This is a genomic window from Planctomycetaceae bacterium, assembly GCA_039680605.1.
Lineage (GTDB): Bacteria > Planctomycetota > Phycisphaerae > SM23-33 > SM23-33 > JAJFUU01.
This window is the reverse complement of sequence record JBDKTA010000068.1, coordinates 92,562-112,885: the sequence shown is the minus strand read 5'-3', so window position 1 is coordinate 112,885 and position 20,324 is coordinate 92,562. Positions and strand designations below refer to the sequence as shown.

The 20,324-nt window shown below is 63.3% G+C and carries 21 protein-coding genes; 12 read left to right on the top strand and 9 right to left on the bottom strand.

Going from position 1 to position 20,324, the window contains the following annotated elements; all coding sequences use genetic code 11:
* Position 1: 1 nt before the first annotated feature.
* Together ABFD92_20640 and ABFD92_20635 are read right to left on the bottom strand one after the other, a co-directional pair.
* Positions 2–358, bottom strand: coding sequence for a hypothetical protein (locus ABFD92_20640; protein MEN6506949.1), 357 nt, complete (start codon positions 356–358; stop codon positions 2–4).
* Positions 359–381: 23 nt separating this feature from the next.
* Entirely contained in the window at positions 382–1,932 is a 1,551-nt protein-coding gene (locus tag ABFD92_20635) for a YifB family Mg chelatase-like AAA ATPase (protein ID MEN6506948.1), read from the bottom strand.
* 272 nt (positions 1,933–2,204) lie between these two features.
* Between ABFD92_20635 and ABFD92_20630 the strand changes: the two genes are divergently transcribed.
* The 4 genes from ABFD92_20630 to coaD all read left to right on the top strand — a co-directional run bounded on the left by ABFD92_20630 (position 2,205) and on the right by coaD (position 4,167).
* On the top strand, positions 2,205–2,648 hold the full coding sequence (locus tag ABFD92_20630; protein MEN6506947.1) for a YkgJ family cysteine cluster protein: 444 nt from the start codon (positions 2,205–2,207) through the stop codon (positions 2,646–2,648).
* Entirely contained in the window at positions 2,620–3,123 is a 504-nt protein-coding gene (locus ABFD92_20625) for a hypothetical protein (protein ID MEN6506946.1), read from the top strand. The genes ABFD92_20630 and ABFD92_20625 overlap by 29 nt, the downstream gene beginning before the upstream one ends.
* An 85-nt stretch (positions 3,124–3,208) precedes the next feature.
* A complete protein-coding gene (locus tag ABFD92_20620) occupies positions 3,209–3,547 on the top strand; it encodes a hypothetical protein (GenBank protein ID MEN6506945.1) in 339 nt (112 codons plus the stop codon).
* Positions 3,548–3,651: 104 nt separating this feature from the next.
* Complete coding sequence (gene coaD, locus ABFD92_20615) at positions 3,652–4,167, top strand: pantetheine-phosphate adenylyltransferase (GenBank protein ID MEN6506944.1); 516 nt, start codon at positions 3,652–3,654, stop codon at positions 4,165–4,167.
* A gap of 260 nt (positions 4,168–4,427) precedes the next feature.
* On the opposite strand, the gene ABFD92_20610 is transcribed toward coaD, so the two are convergent.
* Together ABFD92_20610 and ABFD92_20605 are read right to left on the bottom strand one after the other, a co-directional pair.
* A complete protein-coding gene (locus ABFD92_20610; GenBank protein ID MEN6506943.1) occupies positions 4,428–4,865 on the bottom strand; it encodes a DUF296 domain-containing protein in 438 nt (145 codons plus the stop codon).
* Positions 4,866–4,944: 79 nt separating this feature from the next.
* Positions 4,945–6,378 (bottom strand): hypothetical protein, encoded by a 1,434-nt coding sequence (locus tag ABFD92_20605; GenBank protein MEN6506942.1) that lies wholly within the window; start codon positions 6,376–6,378, stop codon positions 4,945–4,947.
* 279 nt (positions 6,379–6,657) lie between these two features.
* Here ABFD92_20605 and rplM point away from each other — a divergent pair, with 279 nt between their 5' ends.
* From rplM to argJ, 4 genes are all read left to right on the top strand, one after another.
* The gene (gene rplM / locus ABFD92_20600; GenBank protein ID MEN6506941.1) at positions 6,658–7,089 is read left to right on the top strand and encodes a 50S ribosomal protein L13; all 432 of its coding nucleotides are present in this window, start codon (positions 6,658–6,660) and stop codon (positions 7,087–7,089) included.
* Between the two features lie 129 nt (positions 7,090–7,218).
* Positions 7,219–7,617, top strand: coding sequence for a 30S ribosomal protein S9 (gene rpsI / locus ABFD92_20595; protein MEN6506940.1), 399 nt, complete (start codon positions 7,219–7,221; stop codon positions 7,615–7,617).
* Between the two features lie 453 nt (positions 7,618–8,070).
* Positions 8,071–9,108, top strand: a complete 1,038-nt coding sequence (argC, locus tag ABFD92_20590; GenBank protein MEN6506939.1) for an N-acetyl-gamma-glutamyl-phosphate reductase — start codon at positions 8,071–8,073, stop codon at positions 9,106–9,108.
* Positions 9,109–9,370: 262 nt separating this feature from the next.
* Positions 9,371–10,579: a bifunctional glutamate N-acetyltransferase/amino-acid acetyltransferase ArgJ gene (gene argJ / locus ABFD92_20585; protein ID MEN6506938.1), complete on the top strand. Its 1,209-nt coding sequence runs from the start codon at positions 9,371–9,373 to the stop codon at positions 10,577–10,579.
* Between the two features lie 544 nt (positions 10,580–11,123).
* Here argJ and ligA read toward each other — a convergent pair.
* Both ligA and ndk read right to left on the bottom strand, forming a co-directional pair.
* Positions 11,124–13,127 (bottom strand): NAD-dependent DNA ligase LigA, encoded by a 2,004-nt coding sequence (gene ligA / locus ABFD92_20580; GenBank protein MEN6506937.1) that lies wholly within the window; start codon positions 13,125–13,127, stop codon positions 11,124–11,126.
* A 10-nt stretch (positions 13,128–13,137) separates the two neighbouring features.
* Positions 13,138–13,608 carry a nucleoside-diphosphate kinase gene (ndk, locus tag ABFD92_20575; protein ID MEN6506936.1) on the bottom strand — a complete coding sequence of 157 codons (471 nt, stop codon included), beginning with the start codon at positions 13,606–13,608 and terminating at the stop codon, positions 13,138–13,140.
* Positions 13,609–13,714: 106 nt separating this feature from the next.
* Here ndk and ABFD92_20570 point away from each other — a divergent pair, with 106 nt between their 5' ends.
* Both ABFD92_20570 and ABFD92_20565 read left to right on the top strand, forming a co-directional pair.
* Positions 13,715–14,722, top strand: a complete 1,008-nt coding sequence (locus ABFD92_20570) for a dihydroorotate dehydrogenase-like protein (protein ID MEN6506935.1) — start codon at positions 13,715–13,717, stop codon at positions 14,720–14,722.
* Between the two features lie 88 nt (positions 14,723–14,810).
* Positions 14,811–15,329: a flagellar basal body-associated FliL family protein gene (locus ABFD92_20565; protein ID MEN6506934.1), complete on the top strand. Its 519-nt coding sequence runs from the start codon at positions 14,811–14,813 to the stop codon at positions 15,327–15,329.
* Between the two features lie 185 nt (positions 15,330–15,514).
* Here the strand turns inward: ABFD92_20565 and ABFD92_20560 are convergent, their stop codons facing one another.
* From ABFD92_20560 to trpS, 3 genes are all read right to left on the bottom strand, one after another.
* Positions 15,515–16,231, bottom strand: coding sequence for a transposase (locus tag ABFD92_20560; protein MEN6506933.1), 717 nt, complete (start codon positions 16,229–16,231; stop codon positions 15,515–15,517).
* A 156-nt stretch (positions 16,232–16,387) separates the two neighbouring features.
* Positions 16,388–18,466, bottom strand: coding sequence for a hypothetical protein (locus ABFD92_20555; protein ID MEN6506932.1), 2,079 nt, complete (start codon positions 18,464–18,466; stop codon positions 16,388–16,390).
* Positions 18,467–18,489: 23 nt separating this feature from the next.
* Positions 18,490–19,467: a tryptophan--tRNA ligase gene (trpS, locus tag ABFD92_20550; protein ID MEN6506931.1), complete on the bottom strand. Its 978-nt coding sequence runs from the start codon at positions 19,465–19,467 to the stop codon at positions 18,490–18,492.
* Positions 19,468–19,602: 135 nt separating this feature from the next.
* On the opposite strand from trpS, the gene ABFD92_20545 reads away from it, so the two are divergent.
* Together ABFD92_20545 and ABFD92_20540 are read left to right on the top strand one after the other, a co-directional pair.
* Complete coding sequence (locus ABFD92_20545) at positions 19,603–19,833, top strand: hypothetical protein (protein ID MEN6506930.1); 231 nt, start codon at positions 19,603–19,605, stop codon at positions 19,831–19,833.
* Complete coding sequence (locus ABFD92_20540; GenBank protein MEN6506929.1) at positions 19,830–20,249, top strand: type II toxin-antitoxin system VapC family toxin; 420 nt, start codon at positions 19,830–19,832, stop codon at positions 20,247–20,249. Before ABFD92_20545 ends, ABFD92_20540 begins: the two co-directional genes overlap by 4 nt.
* The last annotated feature ends 75 nt before the right edge of the window (positions 20,250–20,324 follow it).

Sequence of the window (20,324 nt, the reverse complement as noted above, 5' to 3'; positions counted from 1 at the left end):
TTTAAGCAGGCGGCAATGGCTCCGTGTCAGTCGCTGTAGCGGGAGGGCCTTGTCGTGAGATCAACTTGAACAGGAGATTGCCTCGCCGGAGCATCCACCAGCCCGCCAAGGCAAAGAAGATGACCTTTACGGCGCTGGATACCAATCCGGTGAGGGTCAGTTGCAGATAGCTCTTCTTGATCTGAAACCCCAGGTGCTCAGGTTGTGTCGAAGCGAAGACGTCCCCCAAGTGCAGCCGGGAGAACATCCACAAGTTGAAGCCCGAGTTGATCACGTCCGGCAGGGCGCAGACAGCCAATACCAGCAAGTAGATTCCAAAGATGCGGATGGCTATCCATATCCAGTCGTTTCTGTTCATCGCTGTTCTCCGGTTTGCCTGACTCAGTTTCCCCGGTCGAGCTTGCGGTATTGGACGGCTTCGGCGAGGTGGTGGGCCTGGATGTCGGCGGCGGCCTCGAGGTCGGCGATGGTCCGGGCGATGCGCAGGACCTTGTCGTGCGCCCGGGCGGAGAGGCCCATCTCCATCATGGCCTGCTTGAGCAGGGTCTCGCCGGCGTCGTCGAGCTTGCAGTACTTGCGAAGCTGCTTGGACGACATCGTCGCGTTGGTTGTAGTCGTCTCGCCATTGCCCGCTTCGCCGTCGGCGGCAAAGCGCTTACGCTGGACCGCCCGGGCCTCCAGCACCTGCTGGCGCATCTGCTGGGATGACAGGCCGGCCGACTCGCCGCGGAGCTGCTTCCACGGCACGGGCGGCACTTCGACGTGGATGTCGATGCGGTCGATCAGCGGGCCGCTGATGCGGCTCATGTACCGCTCGATCGCGTACGGGTTGCACGTGCAGCGCCGTTTGGGGTCGGTGTAATAGCCGCACGGGCACGGGTTCATCGCCGCTACCAGCATGATCGCCGCGGGGAACTTCAGCGTGCTGTGGACGCGCGGGATCGTCACGCAGCCGTCTTCGAGCGGCTGGCGGATCATCTCCAGCGTCGGGCGGGCGAACTCGGGAAATTCATCGAGGAACAGCACGCCATGGTGCGCCAGCGACACCTCGCCGGGCTGGGGGATCGCCCCGCCGCCGATCAGCGCCGCGGCGCTGGAGGAGTGGTGAGGCGTACGCACCGGGCGCACGGCCATCAGGCTCTTGCCCGGCTCAAGCAGTCCCCGTGCGGAATAGACGCGCGTGGTCTGGAGCGATTCTTCGAGCGTCAGCGGCGGCAGCACCGTCGGGATGCGCTTGGCCAGCATCGTCTTGCCGGACCCGGGCGGGCCGACCATGATGATATTGTGATGTCCCGCGGCCGCGACCGTCAGCGCCCGCTTGGCCGACTCCTGCCCGCGCACGTCGGCGAAGTCGACGTCATAGCGCCCTTCGATGGCGAAGATCTCTTCCAGGTCGACGCGCGCGGGTTCGAGTTCCAGCTCGCCGGTGAGAAAGCCCACCGCGTCAGTCAGGAAGGAGATGGGGATCGCGTCGATCCCGCTGACGACCGCCGCCTCGGGCGCATTGTCCGCCGGAACGATCACGCCCTTCTTGCCCTGCGACAGGGCGAGCATCGCGGCCGCCAGCACGCCGCGCACCGGCCGCAGCCGCCCGTCCAGCGCCAGTTCGCCCAGCAGCAGATAGTCGTCGATCTTCTCGCTGGTGAAATGCTGGGCCGCCAGCATCGCCGCCAAGGCGATGGGCAAGTCCAGGGCGGCCGATTCCTTCTTCACATCCGCCGGCGCGAGGTTGATGGTGACCTTGGGCCCCGGCCAGCGATACCCGCTGTTGCGCAGCGCCGCCTGGATGCGGCTGACGGATTCCTTGACCGCCGTCTCGGCCATGCCGACGAGTTTGACAGTCGCCTCGCCGCCATGAGCGACATCGGCCTCGACCTCGCAGCCGATGGCGTCGATGCCCTGCAGAATCGCACTATGCACACGTGACATCATGTCGCATTAATCCTTTGGCGCTGTGCCTCTTTGATTGTTAAGGCCATTGCAACCGTCGCCAACGACAGACCGGGCAAAGATCGCAGGTCACCGTGCATATGCTGTGCGCCCAGATAACCCTTCGACCCAGTTGGCGTGCCCCGTTGGTATACCATCGCATGGTACCCAAAGACAAGGCTGTGATGCTTGTTGCCCGTTAGCCGACGCCGTTTTGTGGCGCGGACGCAAAATCCTGTGTCGCCGCGGCGGGGGCGTTGGCTATACTACCGAAGATGGATTCCCACACTGATACTGCGCCCTGGTACTTCACTGGCCTGGCGTTTGAATGCACCGCCTGCGGACGGTGCTGTGCCGGTCCGGACGAAGGGTACGTCTGGGTGACCGAGACCGACATCAAGGCCATCGCCGACTACCTGCACATCACGCCCCAGGAGATGCGCCGCAAGTACGTGCGCCGCGTCGGGCGGCGGTACAGCCTCCTCGAATTCAAACGCACGCACGACTGCGTGTTCCTGACGCCCGAGTCGCAGGGCGCCCGCACCTGCCGCATCTACCCCGTGCGGCCGATCCAATGCCGCACCTGGCCGTTCTGGCCCAGCAACCTCCTGCACCCCGACACCTGGGCCGAAGCCGGCGCCCGATGCGTCGGGATCAACCGCGGACGCTGCCTTTCCCCAGAGGAAATCGATGAGCGGAAGCTCAGCACGCGCGAGTAGTTCCGGGGCCCTGGCGTCGGCCGTCGGCGCCTGCCGCTCCAGTCAGGCCTTCATGGAGGCCTTGGCGCTGATCTATTCCGGCGGCGACGACGCCGTCGCGTCTCGCAGCCTCTCCTGCCGCGCCTGCGGACGCTGCTGCAAGTTCGACCAGGCCGGGCACCGCCTGTTTGTCTCGACGGGCGAGTTGGCGCTGTTGTCGATGGCGCCGCTGCCGCAGGCGACGTGGCTGGAATCGCGATGCCCCTACCAGATCGACGACCGCTGCACCGCCCGGCGCCACCGGCCGCTGGGCTGCCGGGTGTACTTCTGCAACGCCCCGGAGCAGTGGGACGACCTGTACGAAACCCTGCACGGACAGATCCGCCAACTGCATCAGAGCAGCCACGTGCCCTACGCGTACGTCGAGATGACCGCCGCGGTCAGAATCCTGTCGGATTTTTTCAAAACTACTCTGGCCGCACGAGCCGATAAATGATATGAAAGATCCGCGCGGACGTGGCTCCGGCGCGGATCTCCATCTGGGCCATGGCGGGCCCGGAAAGAATATAAGGTGGAACTTTATGAAGCAGATTATGGTGATCTCAGCACTGGGTGCGATTCTTCTCCTGGCCAGCGGATGCACTTGCGGCCGCGACCGTGCGGTCGCAACCAGCAGCCGCGACCGTGCCGTCGCCACCAGCGGCTGTGGCGCCTGCAACGGCACCGCATGCTGCCACATGGACCCGCTCAACTGTGTGCATTGCGCCACGCCGACGGAATCGGCCGACGAGCGTGACTTCCGCGTGGCGCAGATTCAGGACCTCCAGGACAAGCAGCGCACCGACGATTGGGACGCGTTCTGGCTGATCGACCACAGCACGCGCCTGTCGTACTGGCACGCTGGTTTCGGACACCCCTGACCGGTCGCGCAGCGTCGCGCCGCCATTGCGAAACCCCGCTCCCGCAGGCTCCTGCGGCGGGCCTATTGCGCCCGCCGGCGCCGCGGGAACATGGCGGAGGGCTCATGGCCGCTTCCAACCAACGCATCGCAGTTTTTCCCGGAACGTTCGACCCGATCCATCTCGGGCACGTCGACCTGATCAAGCGCAGCGCCGCTCTCTTCGACCGCCTGGTCGTGGGCATCGGTGAGAATCCCGAAAAGAGCGCCATGCTCACCCTGCCCCAGCGCAAGGCCCTGATCGAAAAACTCACCGCCGCCCTGGGCAACGTCTCGGTGGAGATCTACCGCGGGTTGACCGTTACCTTCGCCCAGCGAATCGGCGCGGGGGTCATCCTCAGAGGCATCCGCCACGTCGGCGACCTGGACTTCGAAATGCGAATGGCCGTCACCAATCGCTCCGCCAGCGGGCTGGACACGCTATTCATCATGGCCGCCCCGCAGCACCTGTTCCTGTCGTCGAGCCTGATCAAGCAGATCGCTGCCGGCGGAGGGGATGTCGCGGCAATGGTCCCGCCGGAAGTGCTCAAGCACCTACCTCTGCCGGCCAATAAAAAAAGGCGTCAGGGGAGGGGAGCCTGACGCCCATTGAACTTGACAGCCAGAGGAGGGAGTCCGGCCGCCAACGCTTCTCAATATACTCCAAAGGGTGAAATTCGTCAAGAAGTAAGCCTGAAACCCCGAAAAATAGGGTTATAGGGAAAACCCCTCAGGGAACCATTTCATTTCATTTCGCAGCAAGAACCTGGCCAAGAGGCGCGTAAAGGCAGATCGTGCTGCAGAACGCGCGGGGCAAGCCCCGCCGCTAATCGGGATCACACGCGATTCTCGCGATATTCAGGCTATGCGAAATTGAGCAGCTTCAGGGCCAATTGCGGGTCTGGAGCGCGGCAGGCGGTCGTTCCGGTTATCTCGATCATCACTACTTCCAGAACGCAGAAGACCGTCGCCCCGCCACGGGGACAACCGTTGATCGCCTCATCGCCTCGGCCGATAGCGCCGTGAAGATGCAGTTTGGGTCCGGTTTCGTCGCAGAAAAGGGTCCCGACGCCGGCGATCTCGCGGGCATCGTTGAACTCCTTGTACAGCGGCTCGATGGGGCCGTTGGGGTCCTTGGGACCGACCACCACCTTGCCCTTTCGCAGCCCCCCCACCACCAGCACCGCGGCGCTCTTGACGCCCTCGCGCCGGGCGAGCCCTTCGATCTCCTGGTAGACGTCCTCGCCCTCGAACCCGCGCATGACGATCACTCTGCCGACGCCGCCAACCTGGTAGTCCATGAGTTTCTCCAAAAGAACAGCTATCGTCTCAGTCATCAGCTCTCGGTTGCGACAGCCTGCCTGATGGCGGATAGCTTCTTCACTTGATCATGATCGTGCATGTGTCCTGGTACCGCAGCAGACCCTCCCACATGGGACCCAGTTCCACCTCGATGGTGAGGGTTATCCTGCCGTCGTCGCCGATCTTCTGCGAGCCTTCCACCACCCGCGCGTCCAGCGGATACGCGGCCACCCACGCGCGGATCGGTTCGCTGGCGCCCATCAGTTCTCGCATCGTCGTCTGCTCGCCCACGGGCAGGTCCAGCACTTTCACGACCAACGCCCGCCCCGCATCCCGTGCGGCGGACTGGATGGCCTTGCGCAGCGATTCATCGCTGTCGCCGACGGACGGTTGGGCGGCGGTGCCCTCGGCCCGCTCGACACGCCCCATCCAGGCGGGCCTCATCGAGGCCAGCGACAGCCGCTTGAGCATCTCCGGCGAGGCGTTGGTGACGTGCTTGATCGCCGCTGCCGCGACGCCGGTGGCGCTGATGACCTCGTCGTCGCCTTTCAAAATCCGCTCTTCCAACGCGTCCATCTGCGCCTGCGGGGCCTTGCGGTTGTGCATGCGAGACCAGCTTCGGATGCTCATGTAAACCGACCGCAGGCGAATTTGCGCCGCCGACTCGACAAACAGTGCGTCGCTGCGATACCGCCGCGCCGTCTCGCGCGACCCGCGAAGAAACTTGCTCACGTCGACGCCGGGATCGTCGCTGGCGGCCACGAAATCCGCCACCGTCACCTTCGGGCTGATCTGCATTCCCCGCACGCGCCGGGCCAGGCGGCTTAGCGCGTCCTTGTAAGCGTCCTGCTCGACTTTTCGAAGCCCCCAGGCATTGCAGTGCTCCTGCCAGAACGCCAGCGTCTGGGCCGGGGCATTCGTCAGGCGAGGCTCATTCTCGCCCGGGGCCGGTTCGATCGGCGGACTCCAGGCCTCCTGCGCCTCCGGAGCGGATTCTCCTGCCGCCAGGAGGATCTGCCCCTTCTTGTCGGCGGCGAGTTTCTTGAAATCGCCGGCCTTGACCTTGTCGCCCTTGTACGCCGCGGCGCAGATATCCGCCAGCGCCTCGGCCAGGGCAGGCACGTCGGCGACCAGCGTCAGTGAGCACTTAGCGGGCTGATACTGCTCGTCGAGTATCTTGGCCAGTGCAGGCAGACGGATCATCAGCGCCGTTTCCAGGTCGGTTGATTCGGCCAGAAAATCTTTGACGGTGACCTTGGGCGTCACGGACAGGAATCGGACCTGCGCGGCGAGATCTACAAACGCTCTGGTGCGGGCGTCGAGATACGCCTGCCGCTTGGCCTGCTCGGTCCATTGGGGCTGGCTGGCCGAGGTCGCCGCGGCGCTGGTGGCCGCCTGGGTAGTCGCGGCGCGAACGGCCGTCGTCGCCGGCTGCGTGTCGGGCGCATCCGCTGCGGCCGTTGCACAAAGGCAGGCGGCCATCGTGAGGATGAACAGCGAACGTTTTTCCATCGTAGAAATCTCCAGTCAGTCGCCGCGACTTTCCGATACAATAGCAAAACCCGCTGCCGCCTGCAGCAAAAACCCCGCGCGGCGAGCACGGCGCAACGGAAGAAACCGCCGCGGAGCAACGCTGAAGAACGGCGTTAATGAAATACTCGGCGGCAGCGCGTGCGGGGGGATGATGATTTTTCAACCGGTTGGAAATTTTGGGGTTGACTGTCGCCCAGACCGCCCGGATAATGCGCGACTCGTTTTGGATGCTCCGCTTACAGCTACTGAGGCCGTAGAATGAAGACGTACATGGCAAAGAAGGGCGAAGTCAAAACCGCCTGGCACGTTGTGGATCTTTCCGACAAGGTCCTCGGGCGCGCCGCGACCAAGATCGCCATGCTCCTGATGGGCAAACATCGCCCGGAATACACGCCCAACGTGGACACCGGCGATTTCGTCATCGTGGTCAACGCCGCGAAGGTGCGAATCATCGGCGATCAGAAGTTTTCCGACCGCACGTACGACCACTACACCGGCTATCCCGGACACCTCAAGCAGGTGCCCCTGGCCAAGATGATCCAGAAGAAGCCCGCCTTCGTCGTTATCGAAGCGGTCCGGCGCATGATGCCCAAGAACAACATCGGACGCGCCATGCTCAAGAAGCTCAAGGTCTACGCCGGTCCGACGCACCGTCACCAGGCCCAGAATCCCCAACCGCTAGAGGTCTAGTTCAGGACGTACGATTCCATGGCAGAGAACGAAAACATCCCCGCCGATTCTGAAAGCCCCGCCGAACAGGCCCCCGAAGTCGAGGTCGCCGAGGCGCCCGCTCAGGAAGTCTCCAAGCCCGCTCCGCCCCTGCCCGAAGGCGCGAAGTTCATCTGGGGCGTCGGTCGCCGGAAGTCGGCCGTTGCCCGGGTGCGCATCCGCCCCGGTACGGGAAACATCCTGATCAACAAACGCAAACGCGACGAGTACTTCTGCCGCGAGGTCGACCGCAATGCCGTCGACGCCCCGCTGGCAGCGGTCAGCATGCCCCGCTCGTGGGACATCTTCGTCAACGTCAACGGCGGCGGAACGACCGGACAGGCCGGCGCCGTCATGCTCGGCTTGGCCCGCGCCCTGTGCAAGGCCGCCCCCGAGATCGACGCCATCCTGCGAACCAAGGGACTGCTCACCCGCGACGCCCGCATGGTCGAGCGCAAGAAGTACGGGCAGAAGGGCGCCCGCAAACGCTTCCAGTTCTCGAAGCGTTAACCCCCCTGCGGCAACCGAACACCCTGGCTCCGGCGGCCGCTACGGTCCGCCGGAGCTTTTTTTCTGCCCCACACTTACAGGGACAGGGCCGGGGAGTGCGGGATTTATGGGATTTAGAGAAGCAGATTAAGAGGATTAAGAAAGAGACAAAGATTGGCCAGAGACGTTTCTTCGTCCTCGTCCTCGTCCTCGTCCTCGTCCTCGTCGTCGGTTTTTTTTTGCCCTCAAGGACAGGGACGGGGAGTGCGGGATTTATGGGATTTAGAGAAGCAGATTAAGAGGATTAAGAAAGAGACAAAGATTGGTGAGAGATAGAACAAGGCAACAACTGGGCAAGGTTAGCGGCGGAGCTTGCTCCGCGCGGTTGTTTCCCCGACGGGAACGAATAGGATGAACGTAATCCGCAATCCGAAATCAAAAATCCGCAATAGCTTGCGGCCGACAGGAGCCCCCGTGACAAAGATAGACATTCAGAAGAAAATCCGCATCGCTCTCATCGGCGGCAGCGGTTATGCCGGTTTCGAAGTCATCCGGTGGCTCTTGCGCCACCCGGCCGCCGAACTGGTGGGCGTCTACGGACCGGCCAACGAACTGGGGCCGATGGAAGACTTCTACCCCCTGCTGAGCAAGCAGGTCAAGCTCAGCCAGGAACTGTTCGACCCGGCCAGGCTGGCCGCCCTCGACGTACAACTGGCCATGATGTGCGTGCCACACAAGGTCGCCATGAGTTACGCCCCGCAGCTTCGCAAAGCAGGCATGCGGGTCATCGACTGGTCCGCCGACTATCGCCTCAGCGACGCGACCGAGTACGAGAAGTGGTACTGCCCGCACACCGACCTGGAAGGCCTAGCCGAAGCCGTCTACGGCTTGCCCGAGTACTATGCCGACAAGATCGCCAAGGCCAACCTTATCGCCAACCCCGGCTGCTACCCCACGTGTACGATTCTGCCCTTGGCGCCGCTGCTGCGGGCGGGCCTGATCGAAGATGGCGGGATCGTCGTCAACGCCATTAGCGGCGTCAGCGGTGCGGGGCGAACGCCCAGCCTCAAGAACCATTACCCCGAGCGCAACGAAAACTTCGAGCCTTACGGCGTCGGCAACCACCGCCACATGCCCGAGATGGAACAGATCCTCACCGACGTCGTCGGCCGCCCCGTCTCGCTGCTCTTCCAGCCGCACCTGTGCCCGATGGACCGCGGGATGCTCGCCAGCATCTACGCCACCCCCACCGCCGGCGCGACCGAAGAACGCCTCATCGCCGCGTTGACTGAGGCCTACGCCGACGCCCCGTTTGTGCGCGTGCGCACCAAAGTGCTTCCCGCGACCAAGTACGTCAGCGGCACCAACTACTGCGACATGACCGTGAAGATGGCCAAGGGCAAGGTAATCGTCTTTTCGGCGTTGGACAACGTGATCAAAGGCGCTTCCGGCCAGGCGATCCAGAACATGAACATCATGTTCAACTTGCCCCAGGAGACGGGACTGTATTGATACAAACCGCGCCTATGGAGTGCGGCAGCCTTAGCTGCCGCTTTCGATCGGCGGCGGATCGAAGCATGGATGGATGGATGGATGGATGGATGGATGGATGGATGGATGGATGGATGGATGGATGGATGGATGGATGGATGGATGGATGGATGGATGGATGGATGGATGGATGTGATCGTATGAGAGTTCTGTTTCTTCGTCCTCGTCCTCGTCCTCGTCGTCGGTTGTTCCCCGGGCGCAGCCCGGGCTAAAGGAGTTCCTGATGGCCCCACAACAGAAGCACATTACCCAACCTAAAGGTTTCCTCGCCGCCGGCGTTGCCTGCGGGATCAAGAAGTCCGGCCGCAATGACATGGCCATCGTCGCCGGCGAAACCGACGTCGCCTGCGCCATGCTCACGACCTCAAACCAGGTCGTCGGCGCGCCGGTCATCTATAGCCGCCTGATGCTGCCCAAGGGCTACGGCACCGTCCGCGGCATCGTCGTCAACGCAGGTAACTCCAACGTCTGCACCGGCAAGGCCGGCGTCGCCAACGCCGCCGCCATGGCCAAGCAGACAGCTCGCCTCCTGGGCACACAAGCCGACAAGATCCTCGTCGGCTCCACCGGAGTGATCGGACATCAACTGCCGATGCCCAAGGTGCGGACCGGCATCGACGCAGCCGCCGCCCGGCTCGGTACCGACCAGGACGCCGAAGCCCTCCACGCGATCATGACCACCGACCTGGCCGACAAGTACGCCGTCGAGACGATCAAGATCGCCGGCACGACTGTCACGCTGGCCGGCATGGCCAAGGGCTCGGGGATGATCGCCCCCTCGCTGGCGACGATGATCTCCATCCTCACCACCGACGCCGCCGTCGCGCCCGCCGCTCTCTACAAGGCCCTCAAGCGAGCCGCCGGCCGAACCTTCAATGCCCTCACCGTCGACAGCGATACCTCCACCAGCGACATGCTGGTGCTGCTGGCCAGCGGCCGCGCTGGTAACAAGAAAATCACCGAGGCTTCAAAAGAGTTCATCATCTTTGCCGCGGCCGTCTTCCGCCTGTGCAACCAGCTCGCCCGTGCCGTCGCCCGCGACGGCGAGGGCGCGACCAAGCTCATCGAGATCACCGTTCGCGGCGCCGCCACCGACGCCGATGCGATGATCGCCGCCAAGAGCGTCGCCAACAGCCCGCTGCTCAAGTGCGCCGCCCACGGCGGCGACCCCAACTGGGGGCGCATCGCCGCGGCTTTGGGCAAAAGCCCCGCCCGCGTCGTGCCCGAGAAGCTCTCGATCCGCTTGGGCGGAATGCTCGTCTTCCGACGAGGCATGGGCACGAAGTTCGACGTGAAGAAAGCCGCCGACCACATGTCCGGCGACCCGGTCCTCATCGACGCAGACCTGGGCCTGGGCAAAGGCGCCTTCACGGCAGTCACCTGCGACTTCTCGCGCGAATACATCGCCATCAACGCCGACTACCACACGTAGTGAGGGCAAGTTAGCGGTCGAACTTGTTCGACGCGGTTGTTTCCCCGGCGCTGGTTCCCGAATGAAACCGCTCAAGCAAGCTCGACCGCTAACCTGCACCGCTGTTGTAACATCTTCCATACTTGTGACTTATAACCGCGCCTTTCCGGCTGGATTTTTTCACACAAATTATTAAAGTGTGATACAATTCGACTGTCGAGTTAGAACCGCCTTAGGAGGCGATATGTTAGACCGATTCGTACAGCGTAACTGGAACGTGATCGACCGCAAGTGGAAGATGGTTCTGTTCATCGTCCTGAGCTACGCGACGATGTGCTGAGCGCCGCCTCCGGTTGTGCAAAAGGCCCGCCAACGCGGGCCTATTTCATGCGCCCGCAGCGCGAGCAGGATGGGTGCCACGCACAACTCCGTTGTGCGTGTCCCTGACTGTTCAGGATCGGGGACCGAGGGCGGGACGCCCTCGGCACGCGCGGACGAGACGTCCGCGACACGCTCCGGGACCACGGGCGAGACGCCCGTGCTACTCATGGGCAAGATGCCCATGCTACTGTCGCCCTAACCGCCGCGCGAACTCTGCCTCGTCGATGATCTCCACGCCCAATTGCCGCGCCTTGTCGGCCTTGCTGCCGGGGTCGGCCCCCACCACCACGAATGCGGTGTTCTTTGAGACGCTGGAGGCGCTCTTGCCGCCGGCGGCCTTGATGGCGTCTTCGGCTTCCTTGCGGGAGAAGCCTTCCAGCGTGCCGGTCACCACGACGCTCTTGCCCGCCAGAGGCAAGTCGGCGGCCTTGGCACGCTTCGGCGCCTCCATCTTGAGGCCGACGTCGGCGAGGCGCTGCATGGCCTCGCGCCCGGCCGGGCTGTCGAAGAACTCGCGCACGCTGGCCGCGATGACGGGCCCGATATCCTCGGCGGCGGTCAGGTCCTCTTCGCCTGCCGCCGCGATGGCGGGGATGCTGCCGAAGTGGTCGACGAGCACCTCGGCCACGCGTCCGCCGACGTGGCGGATGCCCATCGCCGCCAGCACGTTCTGGGCGGGGCGAGCCTTGCTCTTTTCGATGGCGGCGACGAGGTTGGCCGCGGATTTCTCGCCCATGCGTTCCAGTTTGGCGATCTCGTCTGCCTTGAGCGTGTACAGGTCGGCGAAGTGGTTCACCATGTTTCGGTCGACCAGTTGGTCGATGACAGCCGGTCCGAGGTTCTCGATGTCCATCTGGTCGCGGGCGGCGAAGAACCGCAGTCGCTCGCGGATCTGGGCGGGGCATTCGGGGTTGACGCATCGCAGATACACGCCGCCTTCGTCGCGATGGACCGGTCCGGAACAGGACGGGCACTTGTCCGGCGGCGCGACGGGCTGGGCCTCGTGCGGGCGGCGGTCGAAGTCGACGGCCATCACCTGCGGGATGATCTCGCCGGCCTTTTCGACGACGATCGTATCGCCCACGCGGGCGTCGAGGCGCTTGACCTGGTCGAAGTTGTGCATCGACGCGCTGGTGACGGTCGTGCCGGCCAGTTGCACCGGGTCGAAATGCGCCACCGGCGTGATGGTGCCCAGCCGCCCGATATGAAACTCGACCTCGCGCAGCAGCGTGTGGGCCTGCTCGGCTTCGTACTTGTACGCGATGCACCACCGCGGGTATTTGCTGGTGAAACCCAGCTCCTGCCGCAGGGCGATCTCGTCGACCTTGATGACCATGCCGTCGGTCTCGTAGTCGGCTTCGCTGCGCTGCGTGAGCCAGGCCGCGATGTCCTCGAGCACCTGCTCCAGGTTCTCGCGCACCTTCATGGATGGGTTGACCGGCACGCCCCACTTGCCCACGGCCGCCATGATCGCGCTGGCCCGATCGGCGGGAAGCCCAGACGCCTGCCCGATCCCGTGGGCCATGAATGCCAGTCCGCGCTGGGCCACGACGCGCGGGTCCAGTTGCTTGAGTGTGCCGGCGGCGCCGTTGCGCGGATTGGCGAAGGGCACCAGCCCCTCGGCCACCCGTTGGGCATTGCAGGCGCTGAACGCCTCGCGCGGCCAGTAGATCTCCCCGCGCACCTCGAGCACGTCCGGCGCGCCGTCGCCCAGGAGGCGCAGCGGCACGGAGCGGATCGCCCGCACGTTGGCGGTAACGTCGTCGCCCCGCCGCCCGTCGCCGCGCGTAACGGCGGCAACCAGGGCGCCTTGCTCGTATCGCAGTGAAATCGCCACGCCATCGATCTTGGGCTCGACGAGGTAGTGGAACGGCGTTTCGCCCAGGATCTTCCGCACGCGGGCGTCGAACTCGCGCACGTCGGCCTCGCTGTAAGTGTTGTCGATGCTCAGCATCGGCTGGGCGTGCTCGACAGTGGCGAAGCCCTCGACGGGCTGGCCGCCGACGCGCTGGGTGGGCGAGTCGGGGGTGACGAGGTCGGGGTGGGCGGCTTCGAGTGCCTTGAGCTCGGCCATCAGTTTGTCATAGTCGCGGTCGGAGATTTCCGGCGCGGCCTCGACGTAGTACAGGTAGTCGTGCCGGCGGAGCTGCTGGCGAAGCTGTTCGATGCGAAGGGCGTCGTCGGACATATTCAACCCGCTACAGATGTTTGCGCCCGTGCCGGGCATAGATCCACGACTCGATGCTCATGTCGTACTCGATCAGTTCATTCTCGGGAAAGAAAATGGGGATTTCCCGGGCGGCAGCATCCATGCTGTCGCTGCCGTGCATGAGGTTGTACCGCCGCGAGGCGCCCAAGTCGCCGCGGATCGTCCCGGGCGCGGCGTCGGGCCCGAACGTGCTGCCCATCAGCGTGCGGGCGATCCTGACGGCGTCCAGCCCTTGCAGAACCATCGCCACCACCGGGCCCGACGTGATGAACCGCATCAACGCCGGGTAAAACTCCTTGCCCTGGTGCATCGAATAGAGGTTTGCGGCCATCTCGGGCGTGACGCGGAGGAACTTCATCGCGACGATCTTGAGTCCCTTGGACTCAAACCGCTCAATGATGCGGCCGACGAGCTGGCGCTGGACGGCGTCGGGCTTGAGCAGCGTTAATGTCCGTTCCATGTGGTACTCCCTGATGCGGAACTTTATGCCCGCACCGCCCGCCGGTCAAGCGCCAGCCGCCGCGCGGCGGGCGACTATCATGTATAGGAACAGGAAAGGATACGCCATGGATCTTTCAACATCGTACATGGGCCTGCGCCTGAGCAGCCCGCTGGTGGCATCCCCTTCGCCGCTGTCGCACGACTTGGACACGGTGCGCCGGCTTGAAGACGCCGGAGCGGCGGCCGTCGTCATGCACTCGCTCTTCGAGGAGCAGATCCAGTACGACGTGCGGCAGTTGAACTACTTTCTGGAGTACGGCACGGAGCGATTCCCCGAGTCCCTGACGTACTTCCCCGACAAGCCCGATTACGTGACCGGGCCTGAAGAATACCTTGCCAAGATCAGCCGGTTCCGCGAAGCACTGGGGATCCCGGTGATCGCCTCGCTCAACGCCGTCTCCAAAAGCGGCTGGGCCGAGTACGCCGCCCAGATGCAGCAAGCCGGCGCCAACGCGCTGGAGCTCAATATCTACTTTCTGCCGACCAACCCGCAGGTCTCCGGGCACGAAATAGAGCAGGTACACCTGGATATCCTGCAGACGGTCAAGGCCGCCGTCTCGATCCCGGTTGCGGTGAAGATGTCGCCGTTCTTCTCATCGATTTCGAACATGGCGCACCAACTCGTCGAGGCCGGCGCCGACGCGCTGGTCCTGTTCAACCGCTTCTACCAGCCCGATATCGACGTGGAGAACCTCGAGGTGCGCCCGCGACTGGTGCTCTCGACCAGCGAGGACAATCGCCTGCCGCTGCGATGGATCGCGATTCTGTTCGGGCGAACGGCGGCTTCGCTGGCGGCCACCAGCGGCATCCACACCGGTCGCGACGCCGTCAAGCTCGTCATGGGCGGGGCCGACGTGACGATGATGTGCTCGGCGCTGCTGCGCAACGGTCCTGGGCACATCGCCACCGTGCAAGAGCAGATGACGGCGATCATGGAAGAGATGGAATACGAGTCGCTGGAGCAGATGAAGGGCGTGCTCAGCCACCGCAACACCGCCGAGCCCGCGGCCTTCGAGCGAGCCAACTACATGAAAACGCTCCAGAGCTTCGTGGCGACGGGCACCTTGGAATAACCCGCGTTCCTTTCTGCGTTGCGTAGGCCCGCGCGTGCGGCTAGAGTTATCGCCGTCGCGTGCAGCGCACACTTGGAAAGGAACGAACATGTGCAAGGCTCTCTATGGCCTGACGGCCGTCATGGTTCTGGCAGTGCTGGGCGGATGTTCCACGCTCAGCGACCCGTACGCCCCCTCCCAGGCGCCCAGCCCAAACGCTTCGCCCAAGCAGGAACTCAAGCAGCGCGAGATCGCGATGAACGAAATGGCGATCGATCTCAAAGGCGGCGACAAGCACGTGCTGCTGGCACTGAACGTGACGGTTCTAGGGATAGAAGAGGACGAGGATGTCAGGCAGTTCAATCTGAAGTCCAGTTTCACCAAGCAATACGCCTTGCAGCGACTACATCCGGAATTTGAGGATTGGCTGATCGTTTTCCTTGCCGGCAAGACGCCGGAACAGTTTGACGGATCGGCGGCCCTTGAGACGCTGCGCGGTGAGATCCTCGCCGGGCTGCAACAGCGCGCCCGCCGGATGCCCGTCAAAGTTGAGGTGCAGTCTGTGCTGTTCGCACGGGTCCTGGTTCGCTCGCACAAGGCTGACGCCGCGACCCAACCCGCCCGATAAGTGGCGACGCCCGACTAGAAAAGTTGGGACGCTTACTACTTTTCGTTTCGATGCCGAACGATCTTCTATTTAAAAGTTGGGACGCTTACTACTTTTCGTTTCGATGCCGAACGATCTTCTATTTATTTACCCTCCCCCGTGACAGGACCCATGCTTGAAGGAAAAGTAGTAAGCGTCCCAACTTTTCACGCCTGGCTGGCTGGTCCTTGGAAAGTGGTAAGCGTCCCAACTTTCTGTTTTCTTGGCCGACCCATCTCGGCCGGCCTGAGGCGACGCTCGAGGTCGGATTCGAGCTTACTGACGAACGAGTCACTCCCCAGCGGCAGCCCGCGACTGGAGAAACTCCGAACCTTCAACTCGGTCTGTTCGTCAAGACCCTCGGCCAATGATTCGTGCCAACTTCCCTCCGGCGGCTGCACCGAACGCCACGTCTGCATATCGAGCAGGCCCGTCAGATCGTGATTGTTACAGTGAGCCGCCGCACTGGACCAGGGATAATCCCAAGCGGCCGAGACTATTCCAGCACGGACCGGATTACGCTCAACATAGACCATCGCGTTCCAAAAGTAGCTCTCATCGAGAGGCGAGGAAAAGAAACGATCCTGCCATAGGTGACCACATCGGCCCTGAAGCGCATTCACATGCCGGGTGTAAAAGAAGTTGGTGCGTCCGATCCCTTTCGCCAACGACTCAACCGACTTGGGCACCACAACCAGATGAACGTGATTGCACATCAAGGCGTAGGCAACCACGTTCAGGCCGTATTCCCGAGCACATTGCTTGAGAGACCTCAAGTAGTACCGCCGGTCGTCGTCAGAAAAGAAGACGTCCTGCTTGTTATTGCCCCGTTGAACCACATGGTGCGGGCAGTCCGGGATGACCAGTCTGGCTGCTCGTGGCATGCCGTCACGATAAGCCTCGGCCCATCCGCTTTGCAAGAATAAGTTGGGACGCTTACCACTTTTCTTTGCTTTCTATACACATTTCTACTCCCAGGGTCTCTTGTGCCGGCGAGAACACCGACAGGCTGAGAGAAAAGTGGTAAGCGTCCCAACTTATTACACCCATCGAATCTGGACGAACAGAGGTTGATTAAACGAAACGCCGTCCATGAATCGCACAATGCTCTTCTTGTCGCATCGTTTGGCGAAGAGCTTGCGGGTCGCCGACCACTTGCCATTGGAACCCAAAACTTTCATCGACGCTACGTGACGGCTGTCCGCCAAGCCGAACTGCACGGCTGGCCATGGATCCAGACTCAGGTTGAACATGCCCAGCAGCGTCGTGTCGCCGCAGTCTTTGCGGAAAGCCAGCGGATAGACGCCGTCGCCGGTGGTGACCAGCGGGAGGCGGCCGCGGGACAGCCAGTCCATCACCGACAGAATCTGCCGTTGGCGCGTGGGGCTGAAAAACGCCTCGCCGATCACTCCGCCGACGGTCGTGCCCAGCGCCAAGGCATGCACGACCACGCGCCCGCCCAAGGCGTTCTCGAAAGCCGTCATGCCCACGTACCGCCGGCGGCGGTCGGGGTCGACCATGTGGCTGAGCACTTGCGCCCCGCCGGCGGGCTTGACGATACTTAAGCTCGGGCGGCCCATCAGGTCCGGCAGCGTGAGGGTCATGTAGTCCATCTCGCGGCCGCCGAATTGCGTGTTGTGGAACTCCTCGGCCGAGAGCGGCTCGATGTCGTCGATGCAAACCGGCGGGGCGACCGCGGTCAGACCGATTTCCTTGCCGAACCCGCGCTCGACGAGCACGCCGGCCGCGACGGCGTCGATATACATCCCGCCGGCGAGCATCTGGCGGATCTCGTCATCGGTGCAGGCCCGCAGGGCGCTTTGGCCGGAAACCGCCGTCACACCGGCCGGATCGGTCTCGTACGTGGTGGCCACGCCGAGGCTTTCGAGGATGGCGCCCATCTCGGCGCCCTCCTCGCCCAGCGCGCCGTAGCGGAGCTTGCCCTTAGCCAGACGCTTGACGTAAGCGCTACCGTCGCGATGCAGCAGCCGCACGCCGCGATACATCCCCGGTCGCTGCGCCGCGGCCGCCAACGCGTTGAGGAACGGCTTGCGGCTGCCGAGCATCCGCCCCACTGACGCGTCCTCTTCCATCGGCGTGCCGACATGGTCGAAGAGGTTCATCGTCACGCCCTGGCAGCCGTACGCGAACGAGACCGCCATCTCCAGGAACGTGAAGACGCTGCTGTTGGCGTAGCGCGTAAAGGGAACCTTCTCGACTTCGGTCTGCTCGATCGTTCCGGCCGGGCAGCAGGCCCGTGTGATCTTGATCGAATCGTGCGAGTAGTAAAATCCGCGCAGCGGGCCCTCGGAGTAGTTGCCCATCGGCGGGCGGCTGTAGAGGGTCCGGCCGCCGGCGAGGGCATCGCAGAAGCTCTTCCAGTCGCGCCCGTCCATCACGTGGTTTCGCGGGTGACTGGACATCAGGCCTATGCATGTTTGCGGGCTGACGCGGTGAATCGCCTGGGTGAGAAATGCGACCGTCTCGTTCATGGCGTCGCGCTGCATGTCTAGCCAGGCCTTGCGCCACGGGTGCGGGCGCCCCGGCGCGAGCACGGCCGTCAGCAGTTGTTCACGCGTGACCTTGCTCCCGACGATCGTTGAGAACCTCGCCATGTGGATCGGGCAGAAGCACCCGTACTGGATGGGCTCGTGGTTGAACGTGCGGATGTCGTCCTCGACCCACACCACGTGAGGACGCGTCTTGGCGTAGAGCGTCCAGATCTTCTGGGTGTGCTTGCGCCAGACGCTGTCGAGCGGGCAGGCGCAGCTGGTGCATTGCACGCCGTTGTCGCCGACCATCGTCTGGAGCCCGGGCAGGGTTTTGCGGTCGTCGCGCGCCCGGTCGCAGTGGCCTACCGTAATCCACGGATTGAGCGAATAGACGATGCCCGCTCGCCGCAGCTCGTCGGCCGCCCGCTGCAGCATCGGCATGTAGCGTTTGATCCACCCCAGCGGGGGCTGGCCGTGCGTGAACTCCTCGGTATCGACAACGACGATGACCTCGTCGATCCCATACCGCGGCGCGCACTCGACCAGTTCCTGCAGATTCTCCTCAAACCGCCACGGCGGCAAGGTGCGACGCAAAGCGTACCAAGCGGCGTTATTTCCAATTTCCAATTTCCAATTTCCAATTTGGCTGTTCAATGCGTCCGCACGAGCCCGCAGGCTTTGCGGACGCGCTGCATGGTGGCTTCGGCGGTCGCCCGGGCTTTGCGGCCGCCTTCGGCTAGCAGGTCGCGCACGTCGTCGGGGTGCTGCTCGAGTTGGGCGTACTTTTCGCGTGCGGCCGCGAACGTCTCGTTGATCAGCTCGGCCAGGCGATTCTTGGCGTGGCCGTAACCGTACCCGCCGGCACGGTATTTGGCGGCGATGTCCTGCAACTCGTCGGGCTTGGCAAAGAGCTTGAGCAGCGCGAAGACGTTGCACGTGTCGGGGTTCTTGGGGGCCTCCAGGGGCGTCGAGTCGGTGACGATCTGGGCGCAGCGTTTCTTCGTCTGCTTGTCGTTGGCGAAGATCTCGATGGTGTTGTTGTAGCTCTTGGACATCTTCTGCCCGTCGACGCCGGGCACGATGGCCACATCCGGCACGATGTACGCCTCCGGCAGCACCAGCACCTCCGAGCCGACGGCTTTGTTGAGCTTGGCGGCGATGTCGCGCGTCATCTCAACGTGCTGCTTCTGGTCCTGCCCCACCGGAACGCAGTTGGCATCGTAGATGACGATGTCGGCCGCCTGCAGCACCGGGTAGTCAAACAGGCCCATGCTGGCGGGCAGGCCCTTGGCGATCTTGTCCTTGTAGCTGGTGCCCTTTTCCATCAGGCTCACCGGGCACTGGCAGTTGAGGATCCAGCACAGTTCCGTCACCTGCGGGACGTCCGACTGGGCGAAGAACACGCTGCGGGCCGGGTCGATCCCCAACGCCACAAACGCCATCGCCACGTGCAGGGTAGCCGCTTCGAGCTCGGCCGCATCGGACAGGCTCGTCATCGCGTGATAGTTGGCGATGAAGTAGTAGCACTCATGCCCCTGCTCCTGCAGCGTCAGGTATTGGCGGATCGCGCCGAGATAATTGCCCACGTGCAGCCGCCCGGACGGTTGTATTCCAGATAATACTCGCATGGGCGAATATGGTAGGTCCCCCGCGCCGGGCTGTCAACGGCGGCAATGCTTCGAGAGCTTAGGATTGGATTGTCGATCGGCTTTACTGATGCTATCATAGTAATAGCCGATAGGAACGCGATACGGAGAATGGCCATGCCTGATATTCTAGTGCGGGACGTCAACATCAAGACCCTAAAGCGCCTCAAGGATCGCGCGAGACAGAACGGGCGATCACTGCAAAGCGAGGCGAAAATGCTTCTGGAGCAGGCGGCGGGAACATCTATTGCCGAGGCCCTTGCTGCAGCCGCCGCCATTCGAACGCGACGGGCAGGGCGCAAGTTTTCCGACAGCGTTAAATTAATCCGTCAGGACCGCCGCCGATGATGCGTCTGGTGCCTGACGCCAGCGTTCTCGCCAAGCTCTACTTTCAGGAGGAGCACTCGGCCCAGTGCGAGCATGTTATCGCCGCGGCCGCCGAACTGGTAGCGCCCGACCTGGTTTGGGCGGAACTGGCGAACATCATCTGGAAACGCGTCGGCCGCAAGGCGATAGACCACGCGGAGGCAGACGATATTCTTGCGGCATGTTTGATGCTTCCAATTCGCATTTTGCCTACTAGAGGCATCGCCGCGGACGCCCTGCGCTTGGCCAACACGACGGGCCGATCCGTCTACGATTGCTTGTATCTGGTTGTGGCAATACAAGAGGGCTGCCTCCTCCTGACTGCTGACCGGCGATTAGTGAATGGTCTGAGATCCACGCCTTGGGCATCTCATGTTCGGTGGGTGGGGGAAGTCTGAGATCGCATTGCTCTTATTAATGTCCCGCCGCGGGCGGTCGATAGAGACTGTAGCGACGCCCCGATAGCTCGCAGC